Origin of the sequence: Roseimaritima multifibrata (assembly GCF_007741495.1) — a bacterium.
GTDB classification, from domain to species: domain Bacteria; phylum Planctomycetota; class Planctomycetia; order Pirellulales; family Pirellulaceae; genus Roseimaritima; species Roseimaritima multifibrata.
In genome coordinates this window covers 3,048,694-3,070,356 of the sequence record NZ_CP036262.1, presented here as the reverse complement: position 1 = coordinate 3,070,356, position 21,663 = coordinate 3,048,694, and the positions used below count along the sequence as shown (strand labels likewise).

General features: G+C 55.4%; 14 protein-coding genes. 9 read left to right on the top strand and 5 right to left on the bottom strand.

The window, feature by feature from the left end; all coding sequences use genetic code 11:
- Positions 1-40: 40 nt before the first annotated feature.
- The 4 genes from fliD to FF011L_RS11200 all read left to right on the top strand — a co-directional run bounded on the left by fliD (position 41) and on the right by FF011L_RS11200 (position 6,951).
- Positions 41-3,115, top strand: coding sequence for a flagellar filament capping protein FliD (gene fliD, locus FF011L_RS11220; protein ID WP_145351756.1), 3,075 nt, complete (start codon positions 41-43; stop codon positions 3,113-3,115).
- Positions 3,116-3,157: 42 nt separating this feature from the next.
- Positions 3,158-3,667: a flagellar export chaperone FliS gene (locus tag FF011L_RS11215; RefSeq protein ID WP_145351755.1), complete on the top strand. Its 510-nt coding sequence runs from the start codon at positions 3,158-3,160 to the stop codon at positions 3,665-3,667.
- A gap of 645 nt (positions 3,668-4,312) precedes the next feature.
- The gene (locus FF011L_RS11210) at positions 4,313-5,212 is read left to right on the top strand and encodes a TraB/GumN family protein (protein ID WP_145351754.1); all 900 of its coding nucleotides are present in this window, start codon (positions 4,313-4,315) and stop codon (positions 5,210-5,212) included.
- A gap of 1,190 nt (positions 5,213-6,402) precedes the next feature.
- Complete coding sequence (locus FF011L_RS11200) at positions 6,403-6,951, top strand: hypothetical protein (RefSeq protein WP_218933142.1); 549 nt, start codon at positions 6,403-6,405, stop codon at positions 6,949-6,951.
- A 528-nt stretch (positions 6,952-7,479) separates the two neighbouring features.
- Here FF011L_RS11200 and FF011L_RS11195 read toward each other — a convergent pair.
- Positions 7,480-8,622, bottom strand: a complete 1,143-nt coding sequence (locus tag FF011L_RS11195) for a serine/threonine-protein kinase (protein ID WP_391560928.1) — start codon at positions 8,620-8,622, stop codon at positions 7,480-7,482.
- Between the two features lie 121 nt (positions 8,623-8,743).
- Positions 8,744-9,745 carry a D-2-hydroxyacid dehydrogenase gene (locus FF011L_RS11190; RefSeq protein WP_145351751.1) on the bottom strand — a complete coding sequence of 334 codons (1,002 nt, stop codon included), beginning with the start codon at positions 9,743-9,745 and terminating at the stop codon, positions 8,744-8,746.
- A gap of 35 nt (positions 9,746-9,780) precedes the next feature.
- On the opposite strand from FF011L_RS11190, the gene FF011L_RS11185 reads away from it, so the two are divergent.
- The gene (locus FF011L_RS11185) at positions 9,781-10,800 is read left to right on the top strand and encodes a TIGR00266 family protein (RefSeq protein ID WP_145351750.1); all 1,020 of its coding nucleotides are present in this window, start codon (positions 9,781-9,783) and stop codon (positions 10,798-10,800) included.
- Between the two features lie 3 nt (positions 10,801-10,803).
- On the opposite strand, the gene mscL is transcribed toward FF011L_RS11185, so the two are convergent.
- Positions 10,804-11,250, bottom strand: a complete 447-nt coding sequence (gene mscL, locus FF011L_RS11180) for a large-conductance mechanosensitive channel protein MscL (RefSeq protein ID WP_218933141.1) — start codon at positions 11,248-11,250, stop codon at positions 10,804-10,806.
- A 716-nt stretch (positions 11,251-11,966) separates the two neighbouring features.
- Here mscL and FF011L_RS11170 point away from each other — a divergent pair.
- From FF011L_RS11170 to FF011L_RS11160, 3 genes are read left to right on the top strand one after another with little or no spacing between them, the layout of a single operon-like run.
- Positions 11,967-14,258, top strand: a complete 2,292-nt coding sequence (locus FF011L_RS11170) for a hypothetical protein (protein WP_145351748.1) — start codon at positions 11,967-11,969, stop codon at positions 14,256-14,258.
- Complete coding sequence (locus tag FF011L_RS11165; protein WP_145351747.1) at positions 14,255-15,208, top strand: ABC transporter ATP-binding protein; 954 nt, start codon at positions 14,255-14,257, stop codon at positions 15,206-15,208. Before FF011L_RS11170 ends, FF011L_RS11165 begins: the two co-directional genes overlap by 4 nt.
- Positions 15,205-16,824, top strand: coding sequence for a hypothetical protein (locus FF011L_RS11160; protein WP_145351746.1), 1,620 nt, complete (start codon positions 15,205-15,207; stop codon positions 16,822-16,824). The genes FF011L_RS11165 and FF011L_RS11160 overlap by 4 nt, the downstream gene beginning before the upstream one ends.
- Before the next feature lie 8 nt (positions 16,825-16,832).
- Here the strand turns inward: FF011L_RS11160 and FF011L_RS11155 are convergent, their stop codons facing one another.
- A complete protein-coding gene (locus FF011L_RS11155) occupies positions 16,833-18,314 on the bottom strand; it encodes a DUF1501 domain-containing protein (RefSeq protein WP_145351745.1) in 1,482 nt (493 codons plus the stop codon).
- A gap of 886 nt (positions 18,315-19,200) precedes the next feature.
- Between FF011L_RS11155 and FF011L_RS11150 the strand changes: the two genes are divergently transcribed.
- Positions 19,201-19,581 (top strand): hypothetical protein, encoded by a 381-nt coding sequence (locus tag FF011L_RS11150; RefSeq protein ID WP_145351744.1) that lies wholly within the window; start codon positions 19,201-19,203, stop codon positions 19,579-19,581.
- Between the two features lie 151 nt (positions 19,582-19,732).
- Here the strand turns inward: FF011L_RS11150 and FF011L_RS11145 are convergent, their stop codons facing one another.
- Entirely contained in the window at positions 19,733-21,184 is a 1,452-nt protein-coding gene (locus FF011L_RS11145) for a mu-protocadherin- cell-suface protein (RefSeq protein ID WP_145351743.1), read from the bottom strand.
- Positions 21,185-21,663: the final 479 nt, after the last annotated feature.

Genomic DNA, 21,663 nt, shown 5'->3' with positions numbered 1-21,663 from the left:
TGGTACGGCGCCATTCCTCCTCATCTCAGCCTAGATCATTATGGGACGCATCCAAACATCGATCGGATTGATTACAGGGACCGATATCCAAGGGACCGTTGACCAATTGATCGCCCTAAGTTCCATCCCTCGCGACCAACTGGTATCGCGAAACGATACGCTTGCGCAACAACAGGACAGTATTTCCCAGTTGACTGCCTCGGTCATCGGCGTGCAACTGTCGGGAGACCGTTTGGGTGCCGCCTCGCTTTTCACCACGCGAAAAGACACCTCCTCCAACGAAGAGGCCCTCTCGGTCAGCTCCGAAGGCGGCGCGGCCCTTGGCAACTACACCGTCACCACGCAGCAATTGGCAGCAACGCACTCGGTTTCCTCGCGTCAACAGTTTGCCAGTACCGAGGAAGCTCTGGGGTTCAGCGGTGAATTCAGCATCCGCAATGGTGGGCAGCTGGAACAATCGATCCCACTGCAACAATTGAACGATGGTCTGGGGGTCCAGCAAGGATCGATCCAGATCACCGACCGCAGCGGTGCCTCGGCGACGATCGACTTGACCAATGTGCGGTCGATCGAACAAGTCCTGGAAAAAATCAACCAAAACACCACCGTTAGCGTCCGAGCTAGCGCCGACCGCGATGGAATCACGCTTACCGATTTGACGGGGCAGACCCTGTCCAACCTCCGAGTCGACGAAGTTGGCGGTGGCGAAACCGCGGCCGACCTCGGTTTGTACGGCATCAATGTCGCCGCCAACACCGCCGTCGGGCATGACCTGACTCTTGGCAACACGGCTGCCTTCAACAGTTCCACCCTAAACGACCTGGGCGCCCAGTTTAATACCGGCAACGACCTCCAAATAGGTTTTGCGGACGGATCGTCGCTTGCCTTTGACCTTGGCCAGGAAGCGGTCCCCGCGGTCGCCCCCACGGGATCAACCAATAGCGGCAACGCCAACGCCTCGCTTGATTTCACAGACCTTACCGAAGCACACGACTTCGAAGGCCTGACCGTAACGTTTAATCATGACGCCCTGCTGGTAACTGGGAATCCTTCTTACCAGCTATCGGGCAGCGGCACCGGGCAGACGCTTGAAATCACGATCAACGACAGTCTCACCACTGCCACTCAGATCGCCGACCTGATCAACAACGACGCCGCTTTGGGTAGCAAACTTCAGGTCCAAGTCGAAGGGACCGGGACGGGAATGCCCGATCGCTCCGAAACGACCGTCCTGGAAGGAGCCGCTGCGATCGCCGCGGTCCCTCACCCGGAAACCATCGGCGAATTGGTCTCCCAGCTGAACGCTCTGGACCCAAGTCGACTCTCTGCAGAGATCGCCGAAGGAACCACGGAGATCGTCCTGACGGACCTTACATCCGGCGGAGATCCGTTTACGATCAGCGACCTTGGAACTTCCAACCTAAGTTCACTCCTCGGCTTCCCGACGTCCAGTCTGACCGGAACGCTGAAGACTCCTCCTAAAGAAGAAAGCCTATTCGGAGTTTCTTTGTCGGAGCTGAACGGCGGACAAGGCGTCGGCGCCCTTTCCAGCTTGGACATTACGCTTCGCGACGGCTCCTCCGCAAACGTCGACCTGTCGAACGCCGAAACGGTCCAACAGGTGATTGATTCGATCAACAACAGTGGGCTGCAAATGGTCGCAAAGTTGGACGATTCCAAAACCGGAATTCGTTTGCGAGACCTTTCCGGTGGCACCAGTTCGAACTTCACCGTCAGTAGTTCCGACGCGACGGCAACGGCCCTTGGAATTGCTACGGACAGTGAAGACACCATCGTCGATGGCAGCCACCTTGGTCGGCAATATGTCAATCGAGACACTTTGCTGAGCGACCTCAATCAAGGTCTGGGGGTCTCGGCCGGTTCCTTCAAAGTGACCGATTCGACAGGTGCCGCCAGCGCGATCAACCTGACCATCGATGAAATCGAAAATGTCGGGCAACTGATCGATAAGGTTAACGACCTGGGACTGGGGATCACGGCCTCGCTGAATGCGAAGGGCGACGGGATTCAAATCGTCGACACCGCCGGGGGTGGCGGAGCCCTAAAGATCGAGAATAGTGGCAACGGTTTAGCGGCGACTCAGCTGGGAATCGCCGGTTCGGCGACGACTCAAACGATCAATGGGGAATCGGTCGAAGCGATTGTCGGCGGAGACTCACTTTCCATCCAGATCGAAGCGACCGATTCGCTCGATACGATCGTGGAAAAAATCAATGCTTCGGAGCAGTATGTCAAAGCATCGGTCGTCCGCGAAGAAGAGGGAGGGTACTCGCTGCGTCTGACAAGCCGCAAAGGGGGCGAACTTGGCCAATTCAGTATCGACTCCGTCGGTTTCAAGCTACCGACAGAAACGACCTCTCGCGGACAAGACGCTCAGGTCCTACTTGCCGACGATACCGGCGGTTCGCGTCTGCTTTCCAGCGTCGATGGAGTCTTCGAAGACGAATCGACCGGCCTGAACCTAACCCTCAAGGCACTCTCGGACGATCCGATATCGGTCAGTGTGGAAGAAAATCCAGATGCGGTCATCAGCGCGGTCAATACTCTGGTCACGCAGTACAACCTCCTGCGTGACAAACTGGACGCGTTGACGTTCTACGATGCGGAATCCTCAGGCTCCGGATTGTTGTTCGGATCAACCGAAGCGCTCCGCGTCGAGATGGGATATAGCCGTTTGATGTCCGGAGTCATGCAAGGCAACGGCGAAATCAGCTCACTAGCGGAAGTCGGGATTCGGCTGAACGATACCGGACGCCTGGAAGTGGATGAAACCAAATTGGCAGAACGCCTGTCGACCGACAGCGAAGCGGTCGAAAAGTTCTTTACCAACGAGGATACGGGCGTCGCCGCAAGACTCAATTCGCTTGCCGAACGATTGGCCGGAGTCGATAACGGCATGCTGCTGACTCGCGGGAATGCCCTGACAACTCGCGTCGAGCGAAACAACGAACGCATCGACGCGATGAACGTCCGGCTTGAAAACGAACGAGAACGGCTGCTAACCCAGTTCTACACGATGGAATCGGCCATCGCGAAAATTCAAAGCAATTCGCAGTACGTATCGGGCATCCAACCCCTCTCGTACTCCAGCTAAGCATTCCGGTGCTGAAGTTGCCTTTTTCAGGAAAGACCAAAGATGCAGCGATACGAATCGAGTGATAAATATCTCTCCCAAAGCGTTCAAAACGCCTCGCCAGCTCGTTTGCGGTTAATGCTGATCGACCGTGGCCTGCAACTGGCTCAATCGTTGGCATCGATTGCACACCCGGTGGCCGATGAAGCGAGTTATCGCAATCAGTCCCTTCGCCTGCGAGACATCCTCGGTGAACTGCTCTCCGGAGTGACCGCGACCGAAAGCGAAGTCGCCAAACAGGTCTCGGACCTCTATGTGTTCTTGCTCCAGCACCTCACACAAGCCGAAACCGAAGCGTCGCCGGACAACTGGAATGACATCGCCCACGTGTTAGAAGTCGAACAGGGCACTTGGCAGGAAGTCTGCGCACAGGCTATGCAGGGGACTCCAGGGTTCCCAGCTCAAACGGTTTTCCCGTCATCGGCGCCCCCTTCCTCTCCCTCAACAGCGTCCGCCCCGTCGCCACACCTACGCGACCAAACGCAACGCCCAACCCTCAATTTCGAAGCCTAACGCAAGGCCGACTCGAGGCGTTCCATCATTCAGCAAGGCCGCAGCGCAGGCGTCCAATGCCACCAGCCCTTCTTAGCGGAACGGCGCAAGCCGTCCGGCCCTTTGCACAAGACAGGTCAGCAGGCCGGAGGGCTCGCGCCCTGCCGCTAAGATTTTGTGCACCACAAGCCCTTCTTAGCGGAACGGCGCAAGCCGTCCGGCCCTTCGCACAATACACATCAACAGGCCGGAGGGCTCGCGCCCTGCCGCTAAGATTTGATGCCCCAAGCCCTTCTTAGCGGAACGGCGCAAGCCTCCGGCCTTTTGCACGAGGGACCTGTCAACCGGCCAGAGAGCTCGCATCCTGCCGCGAGGACTTTTTAACCCAAGCCCCTCTTAACGGCTCACCGTCTAACAACCGTGGCGACACCGGAACGCGAAAGCAGCAAGAACACTTGCCATCGCGTCCCCCCCCCGCTCTCTCCTCTCCGCCATCAAACCGAATCAAAACCGGTCCATGGCGATTCCCGCAAATGGCAGTTCCAATTGCCGCTGAACATGGGAATCTGCTGCGGAAATTGTTAAGGTTTAGTTGTCGCGAGCATCGTTTCGACGTATCGTTTTGGTAGCTCGCTCGCTCAATTTTCTTGCATTCTGGATGATTTCATGTTCCGTTCTCGTTTCTTGGCAACCGCCATCGTCTCGGTAAGCTTGTTTGCCATCAGCTCTCTCGGAGCTCAACGCAACGCTACCGTGCCTGCGACTTCTGCAGGCGAAGACGAATACGTTCGGATTTCCAAGACCGCTTCGGGGGAACCGAAAGGGTTGGACACGGCAATCATCCGCTTTAAAGGCGAGCCTGGAACGCCTCTTGCGGACACCACGATTGACCTGATCGGTGTTGTCCACATCGGGCAGGAAGAATACTACGAAGATCTAAAAAAGCGATTGGCGACCTACGATGTCGTGCTTTACGAATTGGTCGCTCCCGATGGAACTCGGATTCGCCCAGAAGACCTACAAGCGAGACGCTCGGTATTGGCGTCCCTTCAGACGGGAATGAAGGACATGCTAAACCTGGAATACCAACTGGAAAAAATTGACTACATGGCGAAGAACTTTCGCCATGCAGACATGAGCCCCGAAGAATTCATGCAGCACATGGAAGAACGAGGCGATTCGATGCCCAACATGCTGGCCCGGATGATGGGTGCAGGAATCGCCACCCAGTCCGATCCCGACAACAGCAACGTCGGCCTGCTCACAGCCCTGTTCAGCAAAGACCGAGCGATGATGCTGAAAAGAGCCATGGCGAAACAGTTAAGCGACATGGAAATCGCCACCGCCGGCATGGACGATGAGAATGGAGACAATACCTTGATCAAAGGACGTAATGAAAAAGCCTTTGAAGTCATGAAAGACGAGCTCAAAAAGGGTCACAAGTCGATCGCGGTCTTTTATGGCGCTGGCCATCTAAAGGACATGGACGAACGCCTACGAAGAGACTTCCAGATGGTCCCTGTCGAAACAACATGGCTCCAGGCCTGGGACCTCCAGCGCAACTAAACAGCAAAAGCAATACTGCCAAACGCATAACGACGCTCACCCGCAAGTGGTCGTTAGCCCGATGCTCCAAGCCTCTTCTCTTAGCGGAACGGCGCAAGCCGTCCGGCCCTTTCGTACAATACAAGTCAACAGGCCAGAGGGCTCGCGCCCTGCCGCAAAGATTTTGTGCCCCAAGCCTCTTCTCTTAGCGGAACGGCGCAAGCCGTCCGGCCCTTTCGTACAAAACACATCAACAGGCCAGAGGGCTCGCGCCCTGCCGCTAAGATTTTGCGTCCCACGCCCTTCTTAGCGGAACGGCGCAAGCCGTCCGGCCTTTCGCACAATACAAGTCAACAGGCCGGAGGGCTCGCGCCCTGCCGCTAAGATTTTGTGCCCCAAGCCCTTCTTAGCGGAACGGCGCAAGCCGTCCGGCCCTTCGCACAATACACATCCACAGGCCGGAGGGCTCGCGCCCTGCCGCTAGGATTTATTGCCCCAAGCCCTTCTTAGCGGAACGGCGCAAGCCGTCCGGCCCTTCGCACAATACAAGTCAACAGGCCGGAGGGCTCGCGCCCTGCCGCTAAGATTTTGCGTCCCAAGCCCCTCTTAGCGGAACGGCGCAAGCCGTCCGGCCCTTTGCACAAAACACATCAACAGGCCGGAGGGCTCGCGCCCTGCCGCTAGGATTTATTGCCTCTTCGCGAGGCTAACGCCGGGGACTTGCATCTAATTTTCGGGTATCCACTTTCTCTCGCAGAACTCTCTGCCCAATCGCTACAGCTTGCAGGATCTGCAAACCGACCGAAAAACTCACAGTGAACCCAGCTTAACGCCGATCCTTACTTTCGCACCCCGATCCCGTCTTGGATCGCGGAAACTGTGGCAACCTCCTTTACCCCAAGGTCACGGTCATGGATCGAAATCGAGTATTTTTAGTTGGGGTTTTGTTGATCCTTCTAGGGCTTCAATTCCGCTGGGTTGAATCGGTTGTTCTCAACGAACACACGACCCGCGCATTGGCTCGAGTTACAGACACAAAACCCGTAGCCAGTAGTGACATGATGTCATCGCTGATCATGCAAGTTTATCCGAACCCGAAGAAGCATGTCCCGCTGCCCCGTTGGATTGGGCTAGCACTGATTGCTATCGGCGCCGTGGTTTCCTTACACGCTTATACAATTCCAAAGAGGAATTGAGCTGGGAACCAACCAATGATGTTCTTGCCTCTGATGTTGTTATGGCTCCGCGCGCCGATGTATTTCCCTCCCCGTCTGCGCTGGTGTCTGTTGACGTTGTGTCTTGTAAGCATGTTGCAAACTCCTGGAAGTGCTGCCCAGCCTCCTACCTTCCGAGACGCCGACCCCCGCGGCGGATCAAGCTGGGCGAGTAACAAAGGAGTCGAGACGGAAAATGCAGAACCGAATGCCGAACCCTCCCCGGCAAACGGACTGCAAACCGCTCCACAACGTCAACGTGAAGGAACGGTGGTCCGCGAAGTTGAAGGTCGGTTGGTTGAAGTTGGTCGAAGATGGGTATTTGTAGCGACCACCGACGGGACAAGTTTTCGCATCCTAGAAAACTTGGCCCTGCAGCGGATCACCAACGCAGTGAAACAAGATGCCGGAGACGACCATTGGACGATCACGGGCCAATGGACCGAATACGGCAACGAGAACTTCTTAATGCTACAGAGAGTCGTACGAACCCCGCACCACGCCAACTCAGAAAACCTAGCCCGGCGTCCAAGAGCGGGATTATAAGGCCGGCTACGACCGGTCCAAAGGAAGCAATTGAAGAGCCAAACGTTTCCGGCGCAGCGGGCCGGACGCCTCGCCGCATCAAAACCTAGCGGCAGGGCGCGAGCCCTCCGGCCTGTGCACGTCTATTGCACAGCGGGCCGGACGGCTTGCGCCGTTCCGCTAAGAAAGGCCTCGCCGCATCAAAACCTAGCGGCATTGGGCGCGAGCCCTCCGGCCTGTGGACGTCTACTGCGCAGCGGGCCGGACGGCTTGCGCCGTTCCGCTAAGAAAGGCCTCGCCGCATCAAAACCTAGCGGCAGGGCGCGAGCCCTCCGGCCTGTGCACGTCTATTGCGCAGCGGGCCGGACGGCTTGCGCCGTTCCGCTAAGAAAGGCCTCACCGCATCAAAACCTAGCGGCAGGGCGCGAGCCCTCCGGCCTATGCACGTCTACTGCGCAGCGGGCCGGACGGCTTGCGCCGTTCCGCTAAGAAAGGCCTCGCCGCATCAAATCCTAGCGGCAGGGCGCGAGCCCTCCGGCCCCCGCACACTTACCCGATATCTAGCTTTCGCAGGTCGTCTAACCACAACCGGAGATCGTGATCGTATTCGGTCGCCATATCCCCTAGGATCAGCTGCCGATGGAAAGCCGCTGCACCTTGATGTTCCGCCGCCTCGGCCGTTTCAAATCGGTAATTTGGATCGGGAGCAATTAAATCCTGCAGGAAGCTCATCAGTAATTCGTTCCTCGTCACCTCGTCGGGAAGCATCCCTTCTAAGCGATGAGGCAATTCCCGCTTCAATTGCAGCAAGGTTCCAAGATCGTGTTCCCCAGCAAACGGATTGTGCCCGCTGAGCAATTCAATCAACACGTATCCGACACTGGCCAAATCGCTTTGCGGAGTCGATTCGCAGCGGTCGATCAATTCGGGAGCCGCATACGTCGGGGTGCAATCGCGCTCGCGAGGAGGATTATTGAAATCGATCGCCGATCCAATATCAATCAATTTCACGTGCCCCGTCCGCTTCAACATGATATTCGATGGCTTCATATCGCCATGAATGATCCCTTCCCGATGCAACGCTCCCAATGCCGCTAAACACTCACGGACAATGGCCACTGCCATCCCCGCCTTGAAACGCAAGTGTTCCCGGCCGTAGGTGACGATCACGTTTTGGATGTACTGCATCCGCCCGCGAGCAACGACAGCCTGCAAACTCTCTAAGCATTTGGGATCGGTCAGTTGGCAAAGGTCATAGCCATCGACCCACTCCATCACCATCACGCGAATCCGATCTCGCTCGATGAAGTTCTGCACATCCAACATGTTGTCGTGCTGGATCAAAGCAACGCGAGCCGCGATGCCGGCGATCCGCTGCATGTTTTCCTCATAATGCCGAACGTCATTAAAACGCTCAGGTGAGAAAAATTTCATGGCCAACGGAATCGTAAAACCATCGGTCCCGAGCTGCTCGGTAAGGAACACTTCCCCCTGGCCTCCACTGCCCAGCAACTTTATCAAGTGATGGTGAGTGGTCCAGTGAAGTTTCCGTTCGCTCAGAATCGCCTCATACTGAGACAGCAAACGCTCGTCTTTCATTGTCCGTGTCGTACCACGCAAGGTCAGCGTGGCGTTCGGCTCATGCCTGGTCGTCGACAGCAAGGTCGTCCCATCCTTTGGAGAATTAATCATTCGTTAAATATAGCGGCAGAACGAGAAACATTGCGCAAGATTGGTTGGAAAAAAAAAGACTTTGCGAGAGCCCGCAAAACCACCTGTTCGGGGGACCGTTGATACATTCTTCAAAACGAAATCAGCTACAGGCAGGATCGTCCGCAATATTCCCTCGAAAAACACCATTTGGATGCGCAAATCCTAGCGTTTTGTCAACTCGATTCCACAATGGACGACCGTTTTGATAGCGGCGCAGATTTTCACAGGCCAAATCGGTGGAATCGCTCACCCGTCGCGCCGACTGAGCCCCCACATGGGGAGTGATCATTACCTGCGGCATCTCCCATAGAGGACTTTGCTCTGGCAGAGGTTCGCGTTCGGTAACATCCAACCCCGCGCCTTGCAGGTGCCCGCTTTGCAAAGCCTGAACCAAATCGGCTTCGACAACCACCTGCCCGCGTGCGACGTTGATCAAATAGCTGTCCTTCGGCATCAATGCCAACATCTCTCGGTTGATCAGCCCCAAAGTCGACGAATTTAGGGGAAGAGCGAGAATGACGATGTCAGAGGCCGCCAACAGGTCTGGCAACCGGTCGGCCGACCAGAGGGCATCGACATACGAAGGAGCGTCCACCGGATAATAGTCGGTGGCTAAAATCCTTACGTCCATCGGTGCCAGTCCCTTGGCGATCGCTCGTCCGTTTCCCCCAAACCCTACGATCCCGACCGTCTTGCCTCGGAGGTCGTCGGTCGGGCGGCGAATGAACTCGCGCTTCGCTTGAGCTCGAAAAAAAGTTGGAATCCGACGCAACAATCCATACAGCAGAGCGAATGTCTGTTCAGTAACCTGAGGGGCGAACAGCCCTGCGGCACTGGTCACGACGATATCGGTCGGAATCACTTCCGGGACCAAGCAGTGATCCAGTCCGGCAGCGGAGGACTGAATCCATTTCAGTCGCCCCGCGTCGACGACTCGTTTCCAGTCCACAGGAACCTTGGCGTGACCAATAAAGATGTCAGCATTCGGCAGTTCCTCATCGATTCGTTCCTGCCCCGCATCGACGATCTCGGCGTCTGGTGCAGCGGCCTGGATTTGATCGATATGATGGGGCTCGACTGGGTAACAAAGAACAATGCGCATCAAAACAGACCTTTTCAAATCATAGGACAACAACGATGACACATCCTATCGCATGCACGCAATGTGGAAAACGCTATCAAGCACCACCCGAATTGGTTGGCAAAGTCATCCGTTGCAAAGCTTGCGGAGGTGAATTTCAGGTCCCCCCAGCCGATCCCCAGCCACCCTACCCTGCCTCGCGTTCAGCCGACACGTCGACTCCGTTAAGCAGCCCCTACGAAGCGGTCGCCTCTTTCCAGGGCGGTCAAGCCAACACGGGGCATCGAAGCAGCGACGAAATCGAATACGAAATATTTGGCCACGAAGCCCAATACTGTGAAATCACTCTCGATCCTGGCGAACAGGTTCTCGCCGAAGCGGGAGCCCTGATGTACATGGATGACGGGATCGAAATGAAAAGTGTGTTTGGCGATCCCTCGAATCAGGGAGGCGGATTTGTCAGCAAGGTTTTCGGAGCTGGCAAACGTGTGCTGACCGGTGAATCGCTGTTCATGACAACCTTCACAAACCAAAGCCAGCGACGTGGCAAAGTTGCCTTCGGTTCCCCCTACCCCGGACGCATGATCCCGCTTCATTTGGATGAACTGGGGGGCCAAATCATTTGCCAAAAAGATGCGTTCCTATGTGGGGCACGTGGCCTATCGATCGATATCGCATTCCAAAAGAAAATCGCTGCCGGACTGTTCGGCGGCGAAGGCTTTATCATGCAACGACTGACAGGCGACGGGATCGCGATCGTGCACGCCGGTGGCACGATGATGCACCGCGAACTCCAGCCTGGCGAAAAACTACGCCTGGATACCGGTTGCCTGATGGCGGTCGGTCCAACGGTCACCTACGACATCGAATTTGTCGGCGGATTGAGGAACGCCTTTTTCGGCGGCGAAGGCGTCTTTCTGGCGACCGTCGTTGGCCCCGGTCCCGTCTGGCTCCAGTCACTACCCTTCTCGCGATTGGCAGGCCGGATTACCGCGGCCTCGCCCAGCACCGGGAACAAAAGCGTCGGCGAAGGCTCCCTCCTTGGAGGCATCGGCGACATGTTCATGGGAGACTAACGCTTACGCAGCCTTTGCAGGAACATCGCTGGTGCAATGACCGCAACGCGTTGCACCGATCGGAATTTCCATCTTGCAAGCGGGACATTTCTGAGTGGTGGGTGAAGGGGTTTCGGTGTCTCCTTCGAACTGCGTACGAACGCGGTTCATGATTTTGATCACGATAAAGATGGCGACAGCCACAATCAGAAAACTGATCATCGCATTGATGAATGCACCAATGTTAAGCACCACAGCGGAGATTTCATTTGCCTCGTCTGCTGCTCGCAGCGTGTAGACCCAGGAATTGAAATCGACCTTCTCGGTCAACAGCCCCAGAGGAGGCGTGATCACATCTTTGACCAGCGACGTGATCACCGAACCGAAGGCTCCCCCGATGACGATCCCGACCGCCATGTCGATCATGTTGCCCTTCAACGCGAACTCTTTAAATTCTTTCAGCAAACCCATGACCGCAATCCTCATTGTTATAGTGGTCTTGGACGCGTTCCCAGACTGAAATTAGAACGTGTCAGAATAGACGGTTGTTTGTAGCGTGTCCCGGCCCCTTCGCTAGGGGGCAGAGGCGTGAACCTGGCTTTCCAGCCCCTAAATTCGTCAACAAAAAGGGCTTCTTACCGCTTTACCACCGCCTTCATCGCTGAGGGCCGTGGTCCCTTGTCGAAGTCGGTTACTTATCACGTCAATCAGACGATTATCTATCCGCTCCCATTCATGAGAGAGTGCGATGCAATGGAGCAGAAACGAACGATGGCCCTTGAGTCTTCCCATGACGATCCGCGTCCACCGGAAATAGAGAGTCCCAGAGAGCGATTCTTCCCCAAGGTTTCAATCCGTTCCTTGATCATTTTGATCACGGTTAGCGCTTTAATTGCCTGGGCATTCCGTACCGGGTTCCAAGGAAACTGGATTTGGGTCAAATCGTTTTCCGCGGTTATCTGCGTCACCTTGCTTTGCTTCGCATCCTATATCGCAATGTTCTTTTTGACGTTGCTCTTCTCTAGAATCCTCCAACCATTCGCGCACGCGGCCGGGCTGGTGACTCCGCCCAGAAAGGAGCAGGCCCCTACGCTGGGACTGGAAGCTCTCGATCCCAAGATATCGGAACAGCCAGATTCACTTCACGGCTCCGCTTCAACGTCAGCGAGCGATTCGGAGTCGAACGAATGAAAACTCTAGTCTTAGGATGCCGGCATGCTTACCAGCTTGTCCAAGCCAAAAACGATTTACACCGTTTTCTTGCGATCTTCACACTGACGATTCTCGGCTGGGGGTGTTCTCCAAACCTCCAAGCCGAAACAAGTTCGCTGGGGATGACAAATGCAACCACTCAGCACGGTTTCACCTTTGACATTCGTATCGATTCCGTCCCGGGTAGCGGTTACCAGCCGGTGACTCTGAATTTCAGGCCCCAAGGCAAAGCGTTTGCGAGACAACGAAACCTAACCGTCCGCATTCTTCCTCATGACTACGCGGTTACGGAAATCGATTATTCCTTCGAAACATCGGTCGCTCTGCCGGAAAAGGCAAACCAAGCTTCAAAAGACTGTTTCATTCCGTACTACTATGCCTGGGAGGAAGTGGGAATCCAACTGCTTGAAGACGGACGCCCCCTGAAGGATTGCAACTGGACGTTCCGACTTCCGTCTGCACGCAACCTTCCCCTTCCTCATGTAAAGATCGGAGTTGTCATCGCTTCGGTCGCCGCTGGTACCCCGGCATCGAAGACTCCGCCTGCGTGGCAGATTTGCCCGGATACACGTTCGCTTCAAACGGTCTTCTCAGGCCCCTTGCCCGAAGACGCTTCGACCGGTCGATTGAGCCACAACGCAGCGATGGCGGAATTGCAGCGTGTCCAACCAGGCAAAGTGCAGTTCAGACTTTTAGACTTCAACGAACTGTATTCTTCCTGGCTGGGATATTCACAGTTAGACGTCGTCCTGATTGCCGCTCCTTATCTGCAACGCTTGGAATCCCATCCGCAATCCTACACCGCGTTAACCGATTGGATCGCCAGCGGAGGCACGCTGTGGGTTTACGCAACGGAGCAAGCCGATGCGACGCTTTTAAACGAAGTTCCTTTTTCGAACATCACCAATTCAGTGGTCTCGAAATCGCAAAACCTGGAAGGATCGCTAAACCTTGGGGAGGACAACAACACAAACACCTGGCGGTACACCTATTGGGGTGACCCTGAAAAGGAAGAAAGTTACAGCCAGACTAGCAATCTGAACGGTGCAGTTGTCTCTTTAAATTCGACGTCCGGATTACCGCTGCCGCTGCGGCAAAAGGTATATAACAAACTAAGCCAAGCCGAACATCCGTTTGTCCTGAAGCGAAAGCCAGGGGAAATGACTCCACTAATTCGCACGGCAGCATTTGGCTTAGGCAGGGTCGTGGCGATCGATCAAGAAGCCCCTTTTCCGGAATCCTATCAGTTCTGGCAAACGGTTCAGCGAGCGACCAACCCAGAACGGCTGAAACAGGACAACCGAACGGGTAGGAAACTGGATGAAGGCAGCCAAACCTATTGGAACTTTTTACTGGGGTCGGTCGGCCAGCCCCCTGTAAAAACCTTCGTCATCCTCAACACCATTTTTGTCTTGTTGATCGGCCCGTTTTTCTACGCTTACCTACGTCGTAAGGAACGTCTGTTTCTGCTGTTTTTTGTCGCCCCTGCTGCCGCCACGTTCGTGACTATCGGAATCGGGTTATATGCATTGGTAGCCGATGGCGTGCAAACCCGCGGACGTGTTTATCAATTGACTTGGGTGGATCCCCACAGCCACTACTTGCACACTCAGTCACGACAGACCTATTACGCCGTACTAGATAGCCGCAAAGGATTGAAGTTCGATAACCAAATTGCGATTTACCCGGTCCCTAGCCAAGACATTCACCAATCCTATCGAAACCATTCTCAGAACAATTCAAATGTGTCACAGCGTCTGGTTCAAGAAAAGGACGACACACGCTATCGCGGCATTTTCCTGCCACCACGATCGCAAAGCCAACTGCTGGCAATCGAACCAAGACGTCTTCCCGATACGCTGACGATGAAAAACGATGCCAAGGCATTCGAAGTCACCAATCACTTCCCATTTGATCTACATCATTTCACGGCGAAAGATAACTGGGGACAACTTTGGCGGGCAATCGATCCGATTCCCGCCGGAGCCACAGTTTCACTGAAAGCGATCGCTGACAAGGACTACTCACTACCGATGTTGGAATCCGATCCGCTCTCCAGCAAGTCCCAAGCAGACGCCCCTATTTGGCGATACTCACGCGGGCAGTCCGGCGCCACCGCACTGGAAAAGACATGGAGTGCCTGGCTACTCCGTCTTCCGGACGGGCATTTCTTTGCGGCCCGCACCGACTTGGACCCGCAATTCCTGGGCGCCGAGAATGTCGACTGGCAAAATCGCACGAACATTTTGATGGGACCGCTGCCATGATCCTTCCGGCTTGGAACGGACCTGCCATCGAAGTCCAAAATCTGACGCGAATCTACGGTTCAACAACCGCCGTAAACGACATCTCTTTCGCGGTTCCTCGCGGCGGTGTGTTCGGTTACATCGGTCCCAATGGAGCGGGCAAAACGACCAGCATGCGAATCCTGGCGACGCTGGAACTGCCGAGCGCCGGGGACGCTTTTATCCAAGGCGTCTCTTCGGTAAATGATCCCGATCGCGTCCGCGGCTCGCTCGGTTTCATGCCCGATGCGTTTGGAACCTATGGCGATACGAACTGTGCCGAATACCTCGATTTCTTCGCTCGCTCTTACGGACTGATCGGCCGCGAGCGAACGACTCGGCTGCGGTGGGTGATGGACTTCACCGGTTTGAACAAACTGGCTTACAAACCGATTCGCGGTTTAAGCAAAGGGATGAAACAACGACTCTGCCTGGGACGAGCACTCGTCCATGATCCGGCCGTTCTTATTCTGGATGAACCAGCAGCAGGCCTCGACCCTCGAGCCCGGATCGAACTACGAAAAATGATTCGGACGCTGGCTGCCGATGGAAAAACCATCCTGATCAGCAGCCATATCCTGACAGAACTAGCCGAGATGTGTGATCGCGTTGGGATTATCGAACAAGGCTGCTTATTAGCCACCGGAACCGTAGACGAAATCCGTAGCAAACTAAGAAAGACTCGCAACATGCTGGTCCGTATTACCGGGTCGACAGAAGAGGCGTTTCGGTTGCTTGATGCCCATCCGGCGGTCGACCAACTAGAGGGAGACAACGGCGTTCTACGGTTTCAAATCATCGGGGGGGACCCGCAACAAGTCGCGATCCTACACACCTTGTGTGAAGCCCGCGTGGACGTGTTGCAGTACACGCTGCTTGATGAATCCCTGGAAGACGTTTTCTTGCAAATCACGGAAGGACATGTTCAATGAATCCATTCGAATCCCATCCGTTGACCCGTGAGAGCGATGCCCAAGGAATGTGGGGCTGGATCGATCGGACCAGCGACCGTGTCGCGGGATGGTTGAACCCTATCCTCATTAAAGAGGCACGTCAGGCTTTAAAAAGCAAGCAGTTCATCATCACGTTTTTCACCCTTTTGACATGCACCTGGGGATGGACCGTACTGGGCATCATGTTAAATGCCCCTGCCGTCTATTACCTCCCCTCTGGAATGGAGATGCTTTACGGCTACTATTTCGTACTGGCCATTCCAATGCTGGGGATGGTGCCGTTGGTAGCCCACCGCTCGCTGGCTGCCGAAATCGATGACGGCACGTTTGAGATGCTGGCGATCACAAAGCTGTCGTCGCTAAGGATCGTCTTAGGCAAACTAAATAGTGCGATCCTCCAGATGATGATCTACTTTGCAGCCGTTGTCCCCGGCTTGGCTTTCGCGTACTTGCTGCGAGGCGTGAACCTCCCGACCATGCTGATGATGGTCCTGGTCATCTTTTTCACCGCCCTTATCCTGACAACGTTAGGGTTATTGCTTTCAACGATGGCGTCTCATCGCGCTTGGCAAGCCCTCTTTATGTTGGGGTTGGTAGGGGTGATTGTGATCACCCAGTTCATTGTAGGGGCTGTCTGCCTGGAAGGCATATTGGGGGAAGATGCGGGATCCGAACCGTTTGCCTGGCTAATGATTCTTGCTTTTGGCTTGGTCGGTAGTGGTTGCATGGTCGTCCTCGTTAAAGCAGCCGCCGCTCGGATCGCTCCGGTAACGGAAAACCGCTCGACCGGGATCCGCTGGAGCCTGATAGGGCTGCAGGCCACGTGGGTCTTTATCATCATCTTGGTTACCCTCTACGTTTCCTCGGACTCGGCAACCGGAATGGTTGATTCGGAACCGATCAATTTTGGCATGATGGTCCTGGCCGGGTATTGGCTATGCATGGGGACCTTGATGCTGGCGGAATCTCCTGAGATGAGCCCACGTGTGCAACGCGATCTCCCTCAGACATTTATGGGGCGCGCGATGTTGTTATGGCTAAGCCCTGGCCCCGGAACCGGGTACATGTTCACTCTCTGCACCGCTTGGTCAGGAATTGCCGTGCTCGCTTTGTTCGCGTTTCTGCCGCCGTTCTCAACTCAAAGCACATTCCGCGCATCAACCGATCCCCCCGTCATGGCGATCATGACCATCGGACATTTGATGCTGTTTCTCAGCTTCCTCCGGTTGTGGGTAATGGTCACCAGCGTCTGGTTAGGACGGTCGTTTATCCTACCGATCATCAGTCTAGTATTCCTGCTGTTTGCCGGAACGATTGCCCCATCGATCCTAATGATTATCACTACAGGGGCTATTAGCAACGACTACTGGATACTCGAAACCAGCAACATTTTCTGGACGTATGAAGAAGCGTTTAGTGGCGGGATTGCAATGGAACAAGCCCTGTTAGTGTTCCTGCTTGGCCTGATCGGTGTCTCGGTTAACCTGTTGCTCTTCTTCCGCGAATTTGATTACCGCCGGACTTTGACTCCAGCTCGAATTAAAGAGCTGGCAACGAAAAAGACCTCTCCAGCGGTTGCCGTCGAACCGGAGTAACCCAACGACTATGCCAACAACGGTTCAATCACGTTGGCTGTTTTCTCGCCGGTCAGGCGGTGGGTTCCTCCTTCAAACGGAAAACCTAGTGGGTCCTGATCCAAACCAAGCAATCGCAGCATCGTCGCATGCAGGTCTCGCACCGGCGTCGGATCTTCGGTGACGGAGAACCCAAGTTCATCCGTCGCACCATGACGCACTCCCCCTTTGACGCCTCCGCCTGCCATCCAAACCGTAAAGGCATCGGCTTGGTGGTGACGGCCCATCAACCCCAGTTCTGTGTTGCCACGGGGGTCACGGAGGGGTGACCGTCCGAATTCACCGCCCCAGACGACCAACGTTTCGTCCAACAAGCCGCTTCGCTTCAGGTCTTTCAAAAGTGCCGCGATCGGCCGGTCCATTTCATTGCACATATTTTTAAAACCAACGTTGATCGCTTCCGATGGATCCGCTCCATGAGAGTCCCATCCCCCATCAAACAACTGCACATAACGCACGCCTCGCTCGACCAACCGCCGCGCCAACAAACAATTGTTGGCGAACGACTTTTTCCCCGGATCAGCTCCATACAGTTGCTGAACTTCTGCCGTCTCCTGCGACAGGTCGGTCGCTTCGGTTGCGGCCATCTGCATTCGAAAAGCCATCTCAAACTGGCCGATACGGGCGACCGTTGCGGGATCTCCGATTTGTTCGTACGTCTGCCGATTGATCTGGCTGATCGTGTCGATCATTTCGCTTCGCAGCGGACGGGCCGTCCCTTCCGGATCCGATAAAAACAGTACCGGATCCGCTTTAATTCGACACTGAATGCCTTGATAGTCAGCCGGAAGAAATCCATTGCTCCAAACCGATTTCCCTGCACTGGGAACCTTGCCACCGGATACCAGAACAACGTATCCAGGAAGGTTCTGATTCTCGGTCCCCAGACCGTAAGTCATCCATGCCCCAATCGACGGAAACCCCAAATCAGCATTCCCGGTGTGAAGCCGTAACTGCGCAGGGGCATGAGTCATTTGGTCGGTCTGCATCGAGTGGATGAACGAAACCGAATCGACCACCTCGGAGAACCTAGGCAAGCGATCACTCACCCAAGCCCCTGAATCGCCATGCTGGGCAAAGGAATACTGCGAGCCAAGCAACTTAGCGCCGCGGCGGCCATACCCACTCCGTTTCCCTTGCAGAAACTCCGCCGGGCAATCCTTCCCATCAAACTCCTGCAAAACCGGCTTGTAATCAAAAAGTTCCAGCTGGCTGGGAGCTCCAGCCATGTGCAAATAGATGACCCGTTTCGCTTTCGCAATCGCCGCCGGGACCTGCGGGGAGCGAAGACGAATCTCGTCATCCGCGATCGGCGTCGACTCAGATCCCCCAGCCTCAGCAGCAAGCGTCCCCAACCACATCGCCCCCATCCCCGTTGGACAAGACTTCAAAAAATGACGTCGTGTCTGAGATTCAACGAACGATTGGTGAGCTTGGTTTGCGAGATTCATAGAAACAGCGTATCGGCTATCGGCATTAAGGGCTGATCGAAAACGACTTGATAAAGTCGCTCGCATTATACAGCGACAGCTAGGCCACAAAAAAAGGAGGGACACGAATTCTTTGACGACCTATTAATCGGGAACTCCAAACAAGACAGGCCGTCCAGCCCTTTTGCACAGACACATCGACAGGCCGGAGGGCTCGCGCCCTGCCGCTAAGATTTTGTGCCCCACAGCCCTTCTTAGCGGAACGGCGCAAGCCGTCCGGCCTTTTCACAAGTCACGTCAACAGGCCGGAGGGCTCGCGCCCTACCGCTAAGATTTTGTGCCCCACAGCCCCTCTTAGCGGAACGGCGCAAGCCGTCCGGCCCTTTTGCACAAACACGTCGACAGGCCGGAGGGCTCGCGCCCTGCCGCTAAGATTGGTTGCCCCACAGCCCTTCTTAGCGGAACGGCGCAAGCCGTCCGGCCTTTTGCACAAACACATCGACAGGCCGGAGGGCTCGCGCCCTGCCGCTAAGATTTTGTGCCCCACAGCCCTTCTTAGCGGAACGGCGCAAGCCGTCCGGCCCTTTTGCACAAACACATCGACAGGCCGTACGTTCGTGCCCTACCACTATGTTTGGTTGCCCTGATCGGTTTCACACTGACCGCATTCGGCTTTGCTTGATCGATCTCCGATCAATCTTGCTTCTTGTCACGCAACGTTTCGCTCGCCGGCGGCACGGGGATCTGGCCTAAAAACGAATCCAGCACTGCAAATCACTAGAGAAACAAAACCTGCAACTAAATATCAAACGAATGGCACAGCCTTTGCTTTCGTATCTACCTTCGTGAAGCAAGCAGGCGAACAACGGTTCGTCGATTTCCACCAACAATATAAGTGAGGTTTGTGATGAAGAGTCTATTTGCAGGTGTGTTGGCCGCGTTGGTTGCCGTAGTTAGCGTTGGATGCAATGACAGTGCGTTCGACACTCAGGCGGATAACGTTCGTGAGCAAGCCGATACCACCGCTGACAACGTACGTGATCAAACCCAAATGGGTGCTGAGGCGATTCGCGATGATTCGCAGAATACCGCCGAAGCCATTCGCGACGATGCGGGACGCACGATTACCGGAGCCGCCCAAACCGATGCTGCTGAAGCGAAAGCAGACGCCGTCGAGGAAGTCGGTGAATCCAGAGCGGACGCTTTAGAAGAAAAAGGCGAAGAGAAAGCGGACGCGATTGAAGACAACGCCGAAGAAAAAGCTGATTCGCTAGAAGCAAAAGACTGATAGGCGAATCGCCGCTTACGCAAACCGCTTTTCGCATCGCATGCAAAAGCGGTTTTTTTATTAAAAGAGGCAGGGTGTCCGTTTCCATTCACGAAACCGACATGCCTGCCTCTCTTTATAGGTGCGGAGTTCTAACCCCATGGGCTGCAGACTATACGTCCGCTTTGACGGGCTCCGCTGAACTTCGCGCGGGTGCCGCATCCGTGTTCGGATCGCCTTGCTCCGTTCCTTCGCTCACGCCCTCGGAGTTCTCGCTATCCTCTGGAGGTGCTTCCATCCGTACCAGTAACCAGCGTTCGACTTTGTCATTTTCGAAATGGACCAACAACGGAGCTTGTTCCTGGGTCAGGTTGTACAGCCCGGTTTCGATGACAACGTTATCGTTATCGCCAATTCGGAAAGCGACTCGCTGAGTATCCTGATCGACGCGGCCTTGGACCGATTCCGCTTTATCGGTTTGCGAATTGTACAAAGTGCCGCTAACGATCCCCTCTCGATTGACCGCCAATTGAACGATCCTCGTCGGTTCAATATCTTTTTCGTCGCTGCTTGCGGCGAAAGTTCCTAACGGCAACCATTCCTCCTCCTCGGCTTTGGCTTCGTCTTCCGGAGGCGGTACGGTCGCTAGGACCGCGGCACTTTCTGCAAAATCACTTGCGGAAGCAACGGGTTCTCCATCGATATAAACGTTGTTGTTTTGATAGACAACGTTGCCACCTTGGCCATAGTCGTAATAGATTGGTTGAGCCCAAACCGTAGCGGGGGCGGACCAACGGAACCAGTTTGTGCAAGCCGCGTAAGTCGGCACGGTCCACCAATATCGCCAAGGATGATAGCTAAAACGGTAACCGTAGTGCCAACCACACCAACGATGTGGGTGATTGTTCCACCACGAAGGGCCAAACCAATTGGGGTGATGATGGTAACCATGCCATCCATGCCGGACGCCGTTCCCCCAGCCATTCCAATACCCTATTCGTGCCGGGTGCCTGGCGGGCCAATTGTTGAGACCTCCTAATGTCCCCCGCCAGCGATTATTGATTCCGGTGATACGGTTGTTGTCGATGTTCACCCAAGACGGACGTCGGCTAATAGCCGTATTGTTTCCAATATTGATGTTGCCAATGTTGACTCGGTTTCCGTTGCCATTTCCATTTCCGTTACCGATGCCAGGCCGATCCCGATCTCCCATATTGGGTCGATTTCCGTCACCAAAGTTCGGACGGTCTCCAGGTCCTGGTCGATCTCCGGCTCCTGGACGGTCTCCAGGTCCCGGACGGTCTCCGCTTCCTGGACGGTCTCCGGTTCCTGGACGGTCTCCAGGTCCCGGACGGTCTCCAGCGCCTGGACGAGTATTGCTTGGCAAGGTCGATGGACGCAAAGGTTTATCCATCCCAAGAAAGTCACTGACACCTCCCGGAGTTGGACGAGTCCCAGCAGCAGGCAAGTTGCTTCCAGGACGATTGGGCAAGTTCGCCCCCGGCCGATTACCAACGTTCGGACGATCACCAACGTTCGGACGATCACCAACGTTCGGACGATTGCCCGCGTTCGGACGATTGCCCGCGTTCGGACGATCACCAACACTTGGGCGACTGGGCAACGTATTTCCCGGACGGTTCCCGTTCCCTAGGCTTGGCTGACTTGGACGAGTGGAAGGGGACAAATTTCCGCCCGGACGGCTACCGGGCAATTGACTTGCTGGAGGTCTGCTCACATCAGGTCTACTAACCGGTGGACGGCTCACCGGCGGGCGGCTTACGGGTGGCCGGCTGACCGGCGGCCGGCTGACATTTGGACGGCCTCCTCCGAGCGACGGTGCACTGGGACGGACTGCCGGTCGAGGTGTCGGCCGAGCTGCCGGCCGAGCTGCGGGTCTTGAGGGCATCGAATGCCCACCACCGCGTGCTCCGCCTCCACCTCCCCCCTTAAAACCACCACGTGCAAATGCATCGGAGGCAGGAAGGGCTGCACAGAGCAGCGTTAGAAATAATATTTTGAAACTTTGAGTCATCGTATTGGCTCGACATTGCGGAATAAAATGGAGGGGGAGCCCCATTTCCATCGTCAGGAAACGGGCAT